The following is a 15,188-nucleotide window of genomic DNA, read 5'->3' on the forward strand; positions in this document are numbered from 1 at the left end:
TCGAGCCGCCTTGTTCGTTATTCACGCAAGCTATAGCTTCCTTTGTACTATTGGGTCACCGTACAGGTGGCAGTTAGACAAATGTCCCGGGTCGATAGAACGCAGCTTGGTTGGCACCTTGGTACACTTTTCATGTACACGGTCACAACGAGCTTGGAAACGACACCCTTCAGGGATCTCTAACAGGTTCAGAGGGTTACCCGGAATACCTGCTAACTTTGTCTTTGGCCCTGTCAGTGGAGGGAAAGAATTTCCCAGCCCTTTGGTGTAAGGGTGGTAAGGGTTTTCTAGAATATCTTGAGAGTTAGCCACTTCGATTAGCTCACCTGAGTACATGATGCCGATGCGGTCAGAGAACTCGACCATCAATGACAAGTCATGGGTGATGAACAGAATTGAGAAGCCAAATTCTTCTTTTAGTGCATAGATCTTTTGTAGGATTTCGCGTTGCACAACCACATCAAGTGCGGTTGTCGGCTCATCCATAATGATCAGCTTTGGATTCAGTGCTAACGCGATAGCAATAACCAAGCGCTGACGCATGCCGCCAGAGAATTGGTGAGGATAGTCACTCAATCGGCTCGGGTGAATATCGACGATTTCAAGTAGACCTTCAGCACGCTGCTTAGCTTGCTCGCGAGTCATGTTGGTGTGACGCATGATTACGTCACAGAACTGCTCTTCCATCGGTAGTACTGGGTTGAGTGCGTTCATCGCGCTCTGGAATACCATCGACATCTCACTCCAACGGAACGACTGCATACGGTCATCACTGTATTCAAGGATGTTCTCACCGTTGAAGATAACCTCACCACCACTGATGTAAGCGGGCGGCTTATGAAGACGCATAAGAGAGAAAGCGACCGTTGATTTACCACAGCCAGATTCACCAGCTAGGCCGAAGACTTCACCTGGAGCGATGTCGAAACTTACGTTGTTACACGCACGAACATCGCCAGACTCTGTGATGTAATCCACGCATAAGTTGCGGATAGAAATTAGTGGTTCAGACATGATTATTTATCTCCGCTCCAAAGTGCATTTTGTGGTGGTAGTTCTGGTTCACGTTCTTCTTTGTCTTGAGCTGCTAGTTTCTTCCAACGCTTCATGCCTTTGTGAGAACGCAGTTGCGGGTTAGCAATTTCATCGACCGCGAAGTTAAGTAGAGCAAGACCAGTTACAAGTAGTGTCAATGCGATACAAGGAGCCAACAGTTCCCACCAAGCGCCAATCAGCATTGATGAAGAGGTTTGAACGTTGTAAAGCATGATGCCCCAGCTGATTGTGTTCGGGTCACCAAGACCTAGGAACGAGATGGTTGCTTCCATCATGATTGCGTACATCACCGAACCGATGAAGCTTGCGCCAACGATAGAGATAAGGTTTGGCAGAATCTCTACGAAGATGATGCGGAATGAAGATTCACCCAAAACTTCAGCGGCTTTTACAAACTCTTTTTCACGCAGTGCTAAGGTTTGGGAGCGAACAACACGGGCACCCCAAGCCCAAGACATAAAGCCGATAACCAAGGTTATGGTGAGTGGCCCTGCCTCACCGATAAAGGCTGCTACTACGAACAGTAATGGGTATTGAGGGATTACCAGCATGATGTTCATTGCGGCTGTTAGAACGTCATCGACACGGCCACCGAAGTAACCTGCAGAAACACCAATAACAGTTGCGAGTAAACATACGGTTAGACCCGCACCAAAACCTACAGCAAGAGATACGCGTGCGCCGTATACCACTTGAGACCAAACGTCACGACCCATACGAGTTGTACCTAGTACGTGGTCTGCCTTTTTAGACATGATCAATGTACGACGGTCGTCTGCTAGATTCTGAGCAACCCAGCCATCAGGGTTAGTTTGTGCAGACTTCACCACGAAACCAGGATATTCGTGTGGGTTACCTGTACGCTTGTCTGGTACATGTTTGGTGATTAATGGAGCTGCAATCGCGCCAAGAATAAAAATACTTAGGATGATGACGCCTGTTAGGGCCATCGGGTTACGCCAAATGAGTTTTAAAAAGTCTTTCATGATTATTTACCACCCTTACGAAGACGAGGGTCAAGAACAACGTAAAGCATGTCTGCAACTAGGTTAAAGAACAGCATGAATAGCGTCATGATAAGCAGCTGACCTTGCAGTACTTGGTAGTCACGAGCGTTAATTGCGTTGAAAAGTACGCTGCCAAGACCTGGGTAGTTAAAGATGATTTCGATAATTAACTGACCGCCGATTGCCATACCTAGCGACATTGACAGGGCTGTCACACTAGGTAGCATCGCGTTACGAGCTGCGTAGTTGAATACCACTCGGTTTTCGCTCAGGCCTTTGCCTTTCGCCATGGTGATGTAGTCTTCGGCTAGTAGGTTGATCATGTTGTTACGCATGTTTACTAGGAAGCCACCAATTTGAACAACAGAAGCACAGAACAGTGGTAAGAAGGCGTGGTAAGCGACATCTTTAATGAATGCCCAGCTTGTCCAATCAGGTATAGTACCAGCGGTGTAGGCATACCCTGTTGGGAACCACTTCAAGCCAATTGCAAAGGTAAATAGTGCAATCATCGCGATAACAACTTGAGGAACGGCTTGTAGAATCAGCATCCCTGGCGTTACGAAGGCATCGTACTTACTGCCGCGTTTCCACGCTGCGAAAATACCTAGGATTGAACCAATCGAGAAAGAAAGAATAACTGCGGTGCCGGCTAAGAAAAGCGACCAACCGAATGCTCCACCCAACAGTGTGTTTACAGAAAGTGGGTAGAATTGAATTGATGTACCAAGTTCCCAGCTAAGAATGTTCTTCATGTACGCCACGTATTGAACTAAGTAGCCACCATCAACGAAGCCTAATAGTTCTTTCATTGCAGCAATACGCTCTGGAGTAACTTGTACAGAAGCGTTCGCAAACATCATGGTAACCGGGTCACCAGGCATTGCTCTTGGAATAATAAAGTTTAACGTCGCAGCAACTAATAGCGCGACAAAATAAAATGACAAACGTCTTAAAAAATAACCCATAACTCACACCTTACTCACCCAGATTGTTTCCCTGTTTCTGGATTCAGGTCGCTCCTAGCGAAATTTGGAACGAAAAATCCCCTGACGACTAGCGCCATACTTTCAATTGAGAGTGTGGGGATTTTTATAAGCGGCGTAAGAGGTTACGCCGCAAGGATTGAACGATTACTTATTTAACTGGTTTTAGGTCCAGTACATGAAGTAGACGCTCTGGAATACCAGCCCAAATGTTTGGACGGCCTTTTGGATTTTCTTCGTTCCACCAACCAGTGAAGCGAGTTGTGTTGTATTGGTACATGTAAGCACCAGACATCACAGGGATTGTCACTTGGTCTGCAGCGATGATTTGCTGGATACCGTGTGCAATATCTAGCTGTTCGTTCTTATCAGCTGTTTTGTAGAAGCTGTTTAGAAGACCATCTAGCTTGTCGTTTTTGTAGAAGTGCATTGCGAAACGAGGCATACCATCACCAGATTGTAGTGATGAGTTGTAAGCACTGTTCCAGTACGTGTATGGATCCGCACCGTGGAAGTAGTTTGTGTATGCTACGTCGTATGTACCTTCAAGCATTGCTTGGTTGTAAACAGAGAAATCAGGTGTACGAGCTTTCGCTTTAATACCGATTTCGTTCAGTTGTTCTACCGCTAGTTGAACTGTGTTGTTGAAGTCAGTCCAGCCGTTTGGCGATTGAATCATTAGTTCGAAAGATTTGCCTGATGGAGTGTCAACAAAACCATCTTTGTTCACATCTTTGAAGCCAGCGTCAGCAAGAAGCTTCTTCGCGCCTTCAGCGTTGTAAGTGTTGAAGCCTTTGTACTTGTCGTGAGTTTTTTCATCAGACCAAGCTTCAAACGCGTAGCCAAGACCCGATGCGAAATCGTTCACAGTACCGCCACCGTAGAATGCGATGTCGATGATAGTTTGACGGTCAAGAGCCATAGAGAAAGCACGACGGAAGTCAACGTTGCTCAATGCTTCATGCTTCGCAGCATCAGGGTGCTTGAAGTTAACGATGAATGCCTGTGTACCTGCTGGCGGGTACCAGTAGTGGTGTTTAGGGCTAGCTGCTGCGTATGTACGATCGATATCTGGAACGAAAGAAGACGTCCAGTCCATTTCACTGTTTACAACTTTACCTAGGAATTGGTCGTTGTTCGCAATTTGTGGAACACGTAGACAGTCAACATCTAGGTTGTCTGCATCCCAGTAGTTCGGGTTTGCACACTGGATGTATAGCTGCGCTGTAAACGTATCGATTTCTGTAAATGGACCAGAACCTACCGGGTTCTCATTGGTAAACGTTGATGGATCTTTAACGTCTTTCCAGATGTGCTTAGGTACTACAGGTACTTTAGCAATCTCGTAAGGTACGTTTGAGTTTGCTTCTGTTAGTGTGAACTTAACTTGGTTGTCGTTCAGTTTTTCTACAGAAGTTACCCAAGAGTTGATACCAGATTGGTCAAGCTCTGGCTTCTCTTTTACAAGGTTGAAAGAAAAAACAACATCATCAGCAGAGAAAGTTTCTCCGTCTGACCATTTAACACCCTTACGAATGTCGAAAACAACGCTCATCAGATCATCTGACATCTTGAAGTTTTCAGCTAGACGGAACACTGGAGTGTTACCGTGCATTTCGTTAAATACTACTAGCGGCTCATACATGAAGTCAGTTGTAGTATGTAGGTTAGTAGCACCAAGGTACGGGTTAAAGTTACGTACGAATGTAGTGTACTCTTTCGGGTGAACGGTCAGTTCACTGCGTTCTGCAGCGGTTGCTACTGATGCAAAACCTGTTGTAGCAGTTGCAATAATTGCTGTTGCTATTGCTGTTTTTTTTATATTGGCAAGCATAGCTGTTCCTTACTATTTGCTTTCATTTCACTAATGGATTGAATGTTATCTGTCGCTAAATTGTTTAGTAGATACACACTCTGGTTAAAGGCCTACCTCTTCTTCGTTGCTCCAGATTCATCGTTGATTCTGAGAAGTGGTAAGAGTGGCCTGTAGGCCTTTGGCAGGAGTAAGAAAACACCTTATCGATGAATTAATCAAACTCGTTTCCCGTCAAAAACGTTAAAAACACACAACCCCACGTCATTAACGTCAAAATAGGTTGCTTTGGTGGTTTTTTGTACGCAATTGTTAAAGTGATGTGACTCGCATTTGGTTTTGAGGTTCTTGCAGGTTGTAAGTGGTCACTAACTTTAAAGGCTTTTTATTATAATGCTTTACCCTAAGTTGGTATAATTGTAGATCTCGGTCACTTGCCAGTTTTACGTTAAATTTCCCTAGAAAATTAAATCTGCCGTTCTGTTGTGACTCGCTTCTCAAACTGCAACAAAGAGTCAGATAACGGTCAGATATGATTGAGAATAGAACGAAAAGTACTGACCGTTACGAGCTCACACTGTACGTGATTGGCGTGAATTCTTCCTTGTTTAAGGGCGTAAAAAAAGTGCGTTGCAAGCGATGGGATTCTACTTTTTGTGATTATAAGGCGTACAAAAAAGCCCACGCTAGGTGGGCTCCATTATTCAAAGTATCGTGATGTTGGTTCAGGGTTTAACTGGTCAGTAGTTTCTGAAGTTTATCCCTCAGCATCTCAATATGGGTTCTTTCTGGCGTCTGTTCTTTGCAGTGTTCCAGAATGAATTCGATTGAGCTCAGTACCGTTCGCCAGCGAGGCGTTTTCGGTAGGGTTTCTACGCGTAGGTATTTGTCTAGCGTTCGAGTTTGCAGCGTACTGCGGTCTAAGTAGACGCGCCACAAGCCACTCTTCTCGGCGAAAGCAAACTTGGTTTCACCAGTCACCGATTCCCAGTAGATGATGGCATTCGTCATCGCATCGACCAGTACCTCACGCATTAACTCTTGCTTGTTTTTACCTTCACCGGTTGCCTTGTCAGCAAGACGAGTAAATTCTCCGCCAAGCTCTTTCAGCTGCTGTAACTTATCTTTGTCGCCTTCAAAGGCATAACTAGAGAGAGCCTCAACCGCCGTTTCAAGGTTATTGATTCGGTTTGAGTTAACACCACCACCTACATTAAAGATATACATGGTGTCGAGCCCTGAGCCTTCAGGCAGCTTAAGGATGTCACTTGGTATGCGCTGACGTGTATCGTCTATATAGATATCAATATCACCGCAGTAGTGGGCTTGTTCTACCTTAAGGTATTTAGGTGCAATGATCTCGTCAGCCATTGAGCGTTTGAGTTGCTCCTGTCCGCGTCTGAATAGCTTCGCCGCGGCTTCGTTAGCAAAACGAATGCGTTGGTCATCGCGAATACAGATGATGGCTTCAGGTGCCGATTCTAGCTGCTCTAATAAGCGGCCTTGAGTTTCTAACAAGTTAGCTTCAACCATCGCTCTATGTTTGAGTTCGAGTTGCAGTTGATCGTTTTCAAGGCGTCTCTGTTCAGCTTTGCTTGCTGATAGATGTGCTGTAATTCGAGCCGCCAGTTCTTGTTTGTTGAACGGTTTAGACAAGTAGTCATTGGCACCCGCTTCGAAACCTCGAACACGGTCTTCTGCTTGGTTGAGTGCCGTTAGCATGATGATTGGCAACTGAGCATGATCGTATTGCTTTCTCAGTGCTTCACAAACCTGATAGCCGCTCATTCCTGGCATCATGATGTCGAGTAGAAGCAGCTCTGGCTTCTCTTTTTCAATCAGTTCAATGGTTTCAGGGCCATCACATGCAGTACGTACTCGATAACCTTCTAACTTCAAGAAGCTGTCTAATACTCGCAGGTTAACCGGCTCATCATCGGCGATAACCAATAACGGGCCATCTGGGTTTTCACTGATAACACTGTTTTCTTGTTGGCTGTTATCAATTAAATCAGGCGCTTGGAAGTGCGAGTAATGACCGGATTCGTTGTAACTGTCCAGCTCACCTTGAGTCGCTAGGGGCAGGGTAAAGCTAAACGTAGTGCCAAGCATTGGTTGGCTACTTACGTACAGTGAACCGCCCATTAGCTCGATCAACTGACGGCTGATCGATAGTCCAAGCCCTGCACCTTGGCGGTAGTTACTCGCATCTTGGCCTGCTTGAATCAATGGCTCAAAGATGTGCTCAAGGTACTCGGCCGGTATACCTTGGCCAGTATCGACAACTTGCACACGAATGTTGTCATCGATAACGCTGGCAGAGATAACAATTTTACCTTCTGAGGTGTACTTGATGGCATTGCCGACCAAGTTATACATCACTTGCTCAAGTCGTTGAGGATCCGATGAAACCAGACCTAAATCACTTGGGACTTGGTTAATAATACGGATTGGCTTATTGCCCAATAGGTGATGAGACAACTCTAGGACCAAGCTGGTGGCTGCCGACAAATCAACGGCTGATTTCTTAATATCTAAGCTGCCATAGCGCATCTTGTGATAATCAAGCAGGTCATCAACCAGTGTAGCCAACCTCTGACCACTATTGATGATGATATCCAATTGGTACTTCTGGTTGGCCGGAATAGGACCGTTAGCACCAGATATTAGCGCTTCAGCGATGCCAACCATGCCATGCAATGGCGTTCTCAATTCGTGTGAGGTGGTGGCTAAGAATTCATCTTTAAGTTTGTTCGCCAGTTGCAACTCTTCGTTTTGCTTTTGAATGGTCTTAAGGTTGTCCTCAAGCTCACCGTTTTGGCTCTTGATGAGCTGCATTTTTTCACGGATCGATCGCTGCATTCTTTCGAAGCTAACCGCGAGTCGACCAATCTCATCTTTGCGTTCGGTATTGATCATGGTTTCATCAAGATCACCAGCAGAGACTTTCTCGGCAGCCCATGTGAGCTTGAGGAGAGGAGAAGTGATGAAATTGGACAGGTAATGCGATGCAACAAACACAAGAATGATCGCTGTGAGCATCACGATCACGAAGATCTTCTCTAACTGATGAATACGGGCAAACGCCTCTTTTTCTGGCAGCTCTACGACAAGAGCCCATGTTGCGTATTTCAGCTCAATTGGGGTATATGCTGCGATGATCGCTTGATCTTGAGTATTGTTGAACGTACCTACGGCCGTTTCGCCAGCCAATGCTTTATCGACAACGTCTAAGCTTAAATTAATCGACTCTTGCGAATGGGCGAGGCTGCGTGGCAGGTGATCATCACCCACAAGCAGTGTTTGAATATTTGAACTCTTGTTGAGATCCGCAATCAGCTTAGTAATCCCATTGATTGGCAGCCTAAACATGGCGTAACTGTGCAGGTAGCCTTGTTGAACAATAGGCGCACCTAACCAAGCCGTCTGCTTACCGTTTTCATCTTTAAAGTCAGAAACGATAACCGGTGTATAGTCCTCGTTGGATTTACGTTTGTCTTTTACGTCTTTTGCTAAGCGTTGAAAGGTAACGCCTAGGTTTGAATCTTTGTACTTACCTGTTAGCAAGTTAGTGCCGTAATCATCACGCTTAAAGATTGAGTAAGCGACGTTACCGTTAATGTCGACTAATAGAATGTCATCAAAGTCTGAACGCTTAAGCAATTCTTGGTATGAGTTATGGTAGCGCTTGTGAAGCAGTCGATAACGTTCGCTGCCAATAAAGCTACTAGATTCTGGAAGAATCGATGTCTTGATTTGATCGCCAGAGCCTTGAATGTAACGCTGCTGCGCATTACTGCGCGCTTCGTCAATATCTAACCCTAAGCGTTGGAACGCATTGATTAAACCATAGAATCGCCCGCCACTGGCATTGGCCAATTCTGAGCGAACAAAACCCATGACTTGGGACTCTTGAGCTTGTAGGTAATCGACAATTTGCTGTTGCTTAGTATCACGGACCGAAACAAGGTGCGAAGTACTTTGTTCCTGAAGATCCTGACTGTGCGACTGGAGGAAAAATATCGCGATAAGTGTCACTGGGGTAATACTGAGGACAAGAAATGCCAGCATTAGGGTATTTTGAAGGCGCTTAAACTTCTGCTTACGATAGAATCTAAACATAAATTGGGTACTACTTTCCTTTGATGTACTGCTAAAAGGGCTGAAAACAAGTACAGAGAATAGAATTAACGGGTTCCAATTTAACGAAATTAACGAGTTTTTTTACTTTGACAAGTAAGTGGTATTTAAAGCGTGTGCAAAAGCTCATTTTTATAGAGTTTTGACAAAAATATGAACAGACAGCGCAGATAATGACCCTGCGCTGTGCTAGATAGGCTATTTGTTTGCGTGGTAAATCGCGAATTTAGTGGTCTTATTTAGAGTCGCGCATTTTCCAAACGCTTGTTCAATAATTGGAACGTATTTTAAGAAACTATTCGCAACAATAATCATCTCGCCAGAACGCTTCAAATGCTTAGGAGCCTGAGCAAGTAAGGTCTCAGTCGCGCTGTAGCTTGTATCCAAACCAGAATGGAATGGTGGGTTACTGATGATGAATTGGTAGTCTTTTGATGTGTCGGAATAGACATCTGAGGCGAAGACATTTCCCGTTAAACCGTTCGCTTCTAACGTAGCTTGGCTTGATGCCACGGCAAATGCACTGATGTCGCACATTTCTAGCTCGATATCAGGGTGACGAGATGCCATTACCGCGCCCAATACGCCTGCACCACAACCAAAATCCAGTACCTTTCCTTTCAGCTTTGGCAGAGTATCCAACAGAAGTTGGCTACCGACATCGAATTGACCGTGACTGAAGACGCCAGGAAGGCTTTTTACCGTAAGTGATTGCTCATCAATGTTAACCGTATAGGTTTTAAACCAGTCTTGCAGATTGAAGGCTTGTGGTTGCTCGAAGCATTGACCCCAGTAGAAAGAGCAACGGCGCGCCGAATCGTATTTCACGACTTTACCGTAAGGAGCGAACATCTTCTCGATACTTTTAACACCAGAACGATTCTCGCCAACTACGACAATCTCGGTATCTTTACCTAGCTTGGCAAATAACATCGCCAACAGAAATTCCGCTTCTGCTTTAGCCTTTGGCCAGTACAGCATCACTAAGTCGGCTTTGGTTTCTTCGGTAAACTCCGCACCATAAAAACGTTGGATGGTGTTGCAGCCTTCTAATTGACGGTAGTAGCTGTAATTAGAGGTAAACACGGTGACTGATTCACAATGTTTCGCTAATTCAACAGGGAATAAGTCTTCTGCCTCACCTGCAACTAAAACATGTTTGCCTTCAAAGTAGGCGAGTTGACGTTGAGCAATCTGGCTTGGGGCAATATAAGCTGACATAGGACACTCTATTGAATCGTTAGCAAAAAATGAGGGCGGATTTTCGCATAATCCGCCCAAAGCTTGAAGTGTTTAATACTCGTTCGGCAACCAAGTTGTCGAACAGTTGATTAACTCTTGTCTTGCTGGTTTAAAAAGTCTTTAAACTCTTCATCGTAGATGTTGAATAGGACGATGGTAATCGCAAAGATTAGTGGGCCGTAGATAAGACCAATTAAGCCGAACAATTGAATACCACCTAACAGTGAGAAGAAGATCATCAGGGTATTCATGCCTGCACTGCCTTGCATCAGCAGCGGACGAAGCAGGTTATCAATCGAACCAACAATCGCTACACAGTAAACCGTTAGGAAAATTGCCCATGTGGTATCGCCTGTTAGGAACAAGTAGGTCGCAGCAGGGATCCAGATTAGAGCGGTACCCACAACTGGGATGAAAGAGGCAAAGCCCATCATGGTGCCCCAGAATAGGCCAGGGAAACCGGCAATCCACATACCTAAACCGCCCGCAAAACCTTGTGCTATTGCGGTTAAGAATGAACCCATTACAGCTGATTTCGATACTTGCTCAATCTCGGTTAGCAATTTGTCTTCTTGGCTACGAGATAAAGGCAAAATATGACGAACCACACTGATGATTTTGTCGTGATCTCTTAGTAGGAAGAACAGAACAAACAGCATCAAGAAGAAATCCATCAAGAAATTGGTCGCATCACCAAGGATTTTTGCACTGATACCAACCAGTTTTGAGCCAAAGCTGGTCGCAAATTCACCGACTTTCTGTGCGATGGCTTGAGGCTCAATGTTGTCGAAAGGCAAGTAGTTATTCACAAATGACAGCGCTTTGACCACTAATGGGTGTGCAAATAAAGTCTGAATACCGCCGTGGGTCACCCATTGGTAGGTGTTCTGAGAGAACAGAGAACCTTGCTGAACAATTGCTGCGAATACTGCCAATAAAGGGATAACAATAATGAAAGTCAGAATCACACAAGACAGTAGAGAGACGATGTTTTCTTTATTCGGGAGCTTTTTTTCAAGCCACTCATGGATTGGGAACATCAATAGTGAAATGATAAAGGCCATCACGATTGAGTTGACGTACGGCTCTATAAGCAAGTAACAAGCATAAGCCGCCGCAAGTAGGGCAATGATGATCACCCAGTGGCTGGTATTGATTTTGAGTTTTTCTGACACGTTAATGGTCTCTATATTTGCGTTCTGAGTTTATAATGGCTGCAAAACAGAGAGTTAGCAATGAGGAGTTTTGATAATGGGATGCTGTAATAAAGATAAGAAATGCCAAGATGAAGAACAGCAAACAAAAAAAGAGATCCCTTGGTTCAGAATGTTCCTTGGCACCTTGATGTTGTTGGTTTTTCTTTTCTGGGAACGTTAGGCGCTTTTAGTTCAGTTTTAGCCTTAATCGAAGGGGAAGTAAGCTGTCATATTTGTGGTTAGCGAGCGTGATGTATTAAAAAGGGCTGCATCTAATGCAGCCCTAAATTCAATCGGTTAGCGACTTATAAAATGCTTTCGACTATTTGCTTTCAGCAGCAATGATCGCAAGAGAGCGATCAGCAGCTTCTAGTGTTGCATCCAGTTCTTTGGAACCATGAGCAAGAGAAGTAAAGCTTGCTTCGAATGCTGACGGTGCAAGGTAAACACCGTGATCTAACATTAGATGGAAGAAGCGCTTGAAGCGTTCTACATCACACTTAGTTACATCTTCGTAGCACGTCACAGTTTCTTGGTCAGTGAAGAAGAAACCAAACATGCCGCCAACTTGGTGAACTAGCATTGGGATGCCGTGCTTGTCAGCAAGTTGCTTGAAGCCTTTTGCCAACTGCTTAGTTTTTGAAGCTAGACGCTTTTCGTTGCCTTCTTCTCGTAGAAGGTTCAAACATGCGTAGCCAGCAGCCATTGCAACAGGGTTACCTGAAAGCGTACCCGCTTGGTAAACAGGGCCAGTTGGTGCGATGTATTGCATCACGTCTTTACGACCACCGAAAGCGCCCACAGGCATGCCGCCGCCGATCACTTTACCAAGACACGTTAGGTCTGGCTTGATGTTGTAGTAAGCCTGAGCACAACCTTCAGCAACGCGGAAACCTGTCATTACTTCATCAAAGATTAGCAATGCACCTTCTTGGTCACAGATTTCACGTAGACCTTCGTGGAAGCCTTCTACAGGAGGGATACAGTTCATGTTACCCGCTACTGGCTCAACGATGATACAAGCGATCTCGCCTTTGTTTGCTGCGAAGATTTCACGTACTGAATCTAGATTGTTGAAGGTTGCCGTTAATGTCAGCTTAGCAAAGTCAGCCGGTACACCAGGAGAGCTTGGTTGACCTAAAGTCAGTGCGCCGGAACCAGCTTTTACCAGTAGACTGTCTGCGTGGCCGTGGTAGCAGCCTTCAAACTTAAGAATTTTGTCACGACCAGTGAAGCCACGAGCTAGACGAATCGCGCTCATTGTTGCTTCTGTACCTGAGCTCACCATACGTAGCTGTTCCATTGATGGAACCATCTCAGAGACAAGTTCAGCCATTTTGATTTCAGTTTCGGTTGGAGCACCGAAGCTAAGGCCGCGTTGAGCTGCTGCAATCACAGCATCACGAATAACAGCGTGGTTGTGACCAAGGATCATTGGCCCCCAAGAGCCAACGTAATCGATATACGCTTTACCATCAGCATCAAAAATAAGTGGGCCATCAGCGCGTTCAACGAAGATTGGAGAACCACCTACGCCATTGAATGCACGAACTGGAGAGTTTACGCCACCAGGAATAGTTTGCTGTGCTTTTTCGTACAGCTCTGCTGATTTGGTCATTGATATATCCTCTTTTGACTGTCGGACCAATTGGCACGCATTGTACCTATCCCTAATCCAACTAGGAATGCTTTCGCCCAGATAATCACCCGAATCTGGTTGTTTTGTGTGGTTACACGTTTTAATTGTTAGATATTGGTGAGTTTACAGCAGTAAAAGGACCGATCCTGTGGTGAATACTTGAACGTTTCAGTCAGGTATTAGATAATCACCGGAATATAAGAAAATACTCAACAACTATGGTCTCGAATTAGATTTGTATCATGTTGTTTTTGACACAGGTAAGAGAGGTTGTCGTGAGCGAAGTAAATATCCCATTGTCTTTTTCTGATGCAGCAGCTACCCGCGTACAAACGCTAATTGCTGAAGAAGAAAACCCAGAACTAAAACTGCGTGTATACATTACAGGTGGTGGTTGTAGCGGTTTCCAATACGGCTTCACATTTGATGAAAAAGTAAATGATGGCGACACTACGATTGTAAACAGCGGTGTAACGCTGGTTGTTGACCCAATGAGCCTACAGTACTTAATGGGCGGCATGGTTGATTACACAGAAGGCCTAGAAGGCGCTCGTTTCTTTGTGAACAACCCGAACGCGACAACAACATGTGGTTGTGGTGCATCATTTAGCGTATAGCATGAGCTCAAAGCTGCATTAGCTGAAAGCCACACCAGAAGGTTGTAAACGCCGAACTTATGTTCGGCGTTTTTGTTTTTATATCCCCAAATTTCTCTTCATAACAAAGCTCCTTTCTTAGCAAGGCTCTTGTTTGTCACGCAGCCTCAAAATTGCTAAGACATATTAAGTTATTGCTTTTAAAATCATTCCAACCTTCTATTTTGTCATTTTTAGTACACGGCATATTTTTTAAACTGTCGATAGCGTCCAACTTCGTTGAGGATTGGTCTGTTAAGGTTACCTTTGTGCATAAGGAAGTTGCACATCACGCTATTAAGCCAACTAGCGCGCCTGAATGACATCGGACAAAAGGATTTGTTATGCCCACTCTATTTTCTAACTCACCACTTTTTCAGAAATTGAAGCAGCCGTGGCTGGTTTCTCTGACTCTAGTCGTGTTGTTGTCGATCTGGCTTGGTTTAGGCGTAGGGCAAGCAGAAGAGTCACCTGAAAAAAAGGCAACAGAAATTCCGCTGGCTAAGGTTTCCTTTCAAACCTTCACCTCATCACCGACCTTTAAAACGATTGATCTCTATGGAAGAACGGCGCCCGATAGGCATGCTCGTCTAGGTGCAGAAGTCGCGGGTAAGATTGTCAGATTGAATGTTGTTAAGGGGGGGATGGTTAAAGCAGGACAAGCCATTGCCCAGATAGATAAGGGTGATTTAGAGATTCAACTAGAGCGAGCATCTGCGTTATATCGCTTGAAGCAGAAAGAGTTCAAAGCGGCGCAGTCACTGAAGAAAAGAGGACTGCAAGGTGAAATCGCCTACACCACAGCTGAGGCTTCATTAACAGAAGCAAAAGCCATGATGCGCAATGCGGAGTTGGCTTTAAAGAATACTGTGATTACTTCGCCTTTTTCGGGTGTGGTTCAAGATTTGATGGTGGAGCTCGGTGATTTCGTTAGTGTTGGCGATCCTGTTGCTGGCGTGATTGACCTCGATCCTTTGGTTATTGAGGCGGATGTCAGTGAGCGTCATATCCAACATTTGCTAGTCAATCAATCTGCTTTGGTTCGTTTGTTAGGGCGAGAAGAAGCGGAAGGCCGTTTACGCTATGTTTCTCGTATCTCTTCTGTTGCTACTAATACCTTCCCAATCGAGATAGAAATCGATAACTCTAAAGGCCTATTACCAGCAGGTGTCAGTGCCGAAGTTAAACTCAACCTAGAAACAAGAGATGCAATAAAGATAACACCGGCGATGCTAGCATTGGATGAGGCGGGTAACCTAGGGGTCAAAACCTTGGTTTCAGTCGATGACTCACCAACGGTGAAGTTTGTAGGCATTCAGCTAGTAAAGGCCGAACAAGATGGAGTGTGGCTCACGGGGCTAGGTCAACGCGTCGATATCATCACAGTAGGCCAAGGGTTTGTTCGTGATGGTGATTCGGTGATTGCTGTTGAGCAAGGCGCTGAACTCTCTAATGTAATTGCTGAGTAGGAGAT

General features: G+C 45.0%; 10 protein-coding genes. 2 read left to right on the plus strand and 8 right to left on the minus strand.

Features of this window, described 5'->3' with window-relative positions:
• Positions 1 to 30: 30 nt before the first annotated feature.
• The 8 genes from AB4154_RS18625 to hemL all read right to left on the minus strand — a co-directional run bounded on the left by AB4154_RS18625 (position 31) and on the right by hemL (position 13,058).
• Positions 31 to 1,014: an ABC transporter ATP-binding protein gene (locus AB4154_RS18625; protein ID WP_017059410.1), complete on the minus strand. Its 984-nt coding sequence runs from the start codon at positions 1,012 to 1,014 to the stop codon at positions 31 to 33.
• Between the two features lie 2 nt (positions 1,015 to 1,016).
• Positions 1,017 to 2,042 carry an ABC transporter permease gene (locus AB4154_RS18630; protein ID WP_017056648.1) on the minus strand — a complete coding sequence of 342 codons (1,026 nt, stop codon included), beginning with the start codon at positions 2,040 to 2,042 and terminating at the stop codon, positions 1,017 to 1,019.
• Between the two features lie 2 nt (positions 2,043 to 2,044).
• On the minus strand, positions 2,045 to 3,031 hold the full coding sequence (locus tag AB4154_RS18635; RefSeq protein WP_017059409.1) for an ABC transporter permease: 987 nt from the start codon (positions 3,029 to 3,031) through the stop codon (positions 2,045 to 2,047).
• Between the two features lie 169 nt (positions 3,032 to 3,200).
• Positions 3,201 to 4,883, minus strand: a complete 1,683-nt coding sequence (locus AB4154_RS18640; RefSeq protein ID WP_017056650.1) for an ABC transporter substrate-binding protein — start codon at positions 4,881 to 4,883, stop codon at positions 3,201 to 3,203.
• 711 nt (positions 4,884 to 5,594) lie between these two features.
• A complete protein-coding gene (locus AB4154_RS18645; RefSeq protein ID WP_372123790.1) occupies positions 5,595 to 8,984 on the minus strand; it encodes a response regulator in 3,390 nt (1,129 codons plus the stop codon).
• Positions 8,985 to 9,200: 216 nt separating this feature from the next.
• Positions 9,201 to 10,223: a 16S rRNA (guanine(1207)-N(2))-methyltransferase RsmC gene (gene rsmC / locus AB4154_RS18650; RefSeq protein WP_017088379.1), complete on the minus strand. Its 1,023-nt coding sequence runs from the start codon at positions 10,221 to 10,223 to the stop codon at positions 9,201 to 9,203.
• Between the two features lie 110 nt (positions 10,224 to 10,333).
• Entirely contained in the window at positions 10,334 to 11,419 is a 1,086-nt protein-coding gene (locus AB4154_RS18655) for an AI-2E family transporter (RefSeq protein ID WP_004734536.1), read from the minus strand.
• Between the two features lie 343 nt (positions 11,420 to 11,762).
• Positions 11,763 to 13,058, minus strand: coding sequence for a glutamate-1-semialdehyde 2,1-aminomutase (gene hemL / locus AB4154_RS18660; protein ID WP_010436060.1), 1,296 nt, complete (start codon positions 13,056 to 13,058; stop codon positions 11,763 to 11,765).
• Positions 13,059 to 13,354: 296 nt separating this feature from the next.
• Between hemL and erpA the strand changes: the two genes are divergently transcribed.
• On the plus strand, positions 13,355 to 13,696 hold the full coding sequence (erpA, locus tag AB4154_RS18665) for an iron-sulfur cluster insertion protein ErpA (protein ID WP_004734539.1): 342 nt from the start codon (positions 13,355 to 13,357) through the stop codon (positions 13,694 to 13,696).
• 362 nt (positions 13,697 to 14,058) lie between these two features.
• Positions 14,059 to 15,183 carry an efflux RND transporter periplasmic adaptor subunit gene (locus AB4154_RS18670; RefSeq protein WP_372123793.1) on the plus strand — a complete coding sequence of 375 codons (1,125 nt, stop codon included), beginning with the start codon at positions 14,059 to 14,061 and terminating at the stop codon, positions 15,181 to 15,183.
• The last annotated feature ends 5 nt before the right edge of the window (positions 15,184 to 15,188 follow it).

It is taken from the genome of Vibrio sp. 10N.286.51.B11, assembly GCF_041469245.1.
Lineage (GTDB): Bacteria > Pseudomonadota > Gammaproteobacteria > Enterobacterales > Vibrionaceae > Vibrio > Vibrio crassostreae_C.

Coding starts and splice junctions, on each gene's coding strand:
- AB4154_RS18645 (WP_372123790.1), bottom strand. CDS start 8,984: ATGTTTAGATTCTATCGTAAGCAGAAGTTTAAGCGCCTTCAAAATACC.
- rsmC (WP_017088379.1), bottom strand. CDS start 10,223: ATGTCAGCTTATATTGCCCCAAGCCAGATTGCTCAACGTCAACTCGCC.
- AB4154_RS18635 (WP_017059409.1), bottom strand. CDS start 3,031: ATGGGTTATTTTTTAAGACGTTTGTCATTTTATTTTGTCGCGCTATTA.
- hemL (WP_010436060.1), bottom strand. CDS start 13,058: ATGACCAAATCAGCAGAGCTGTACGAAAAAGCACAGCAAACTATTCCT.
- AB4154_RS18625 (WP_017059410.1), bottom strand. CDS start 1,014: ATGTCTGAACCACTAATTTCTATCCGCAACTTATGCGTGGATTACATC.
- AB4154_RS18630 (WP_017056648.1), bottom strand. CDS start 2,042: ATGAAAGACTTTTTAAAACTCATTTGGCGTAACCCGATGGCCCTAACA.
- AB4154_RS18670 (WP_372123793.1), top strand. CDS start 14,059: ATGCCCACTCTATTTTCTAACTCACCACTTTTTCAGAAATTGAAGCAG.
- AB4154_RS18640 (WP_017056650.1), bottom strand. CDS start 4,883: ATGCTTGCCAATATAAAAAAAACAGCAATAGCAACAGCAATTATTGCA.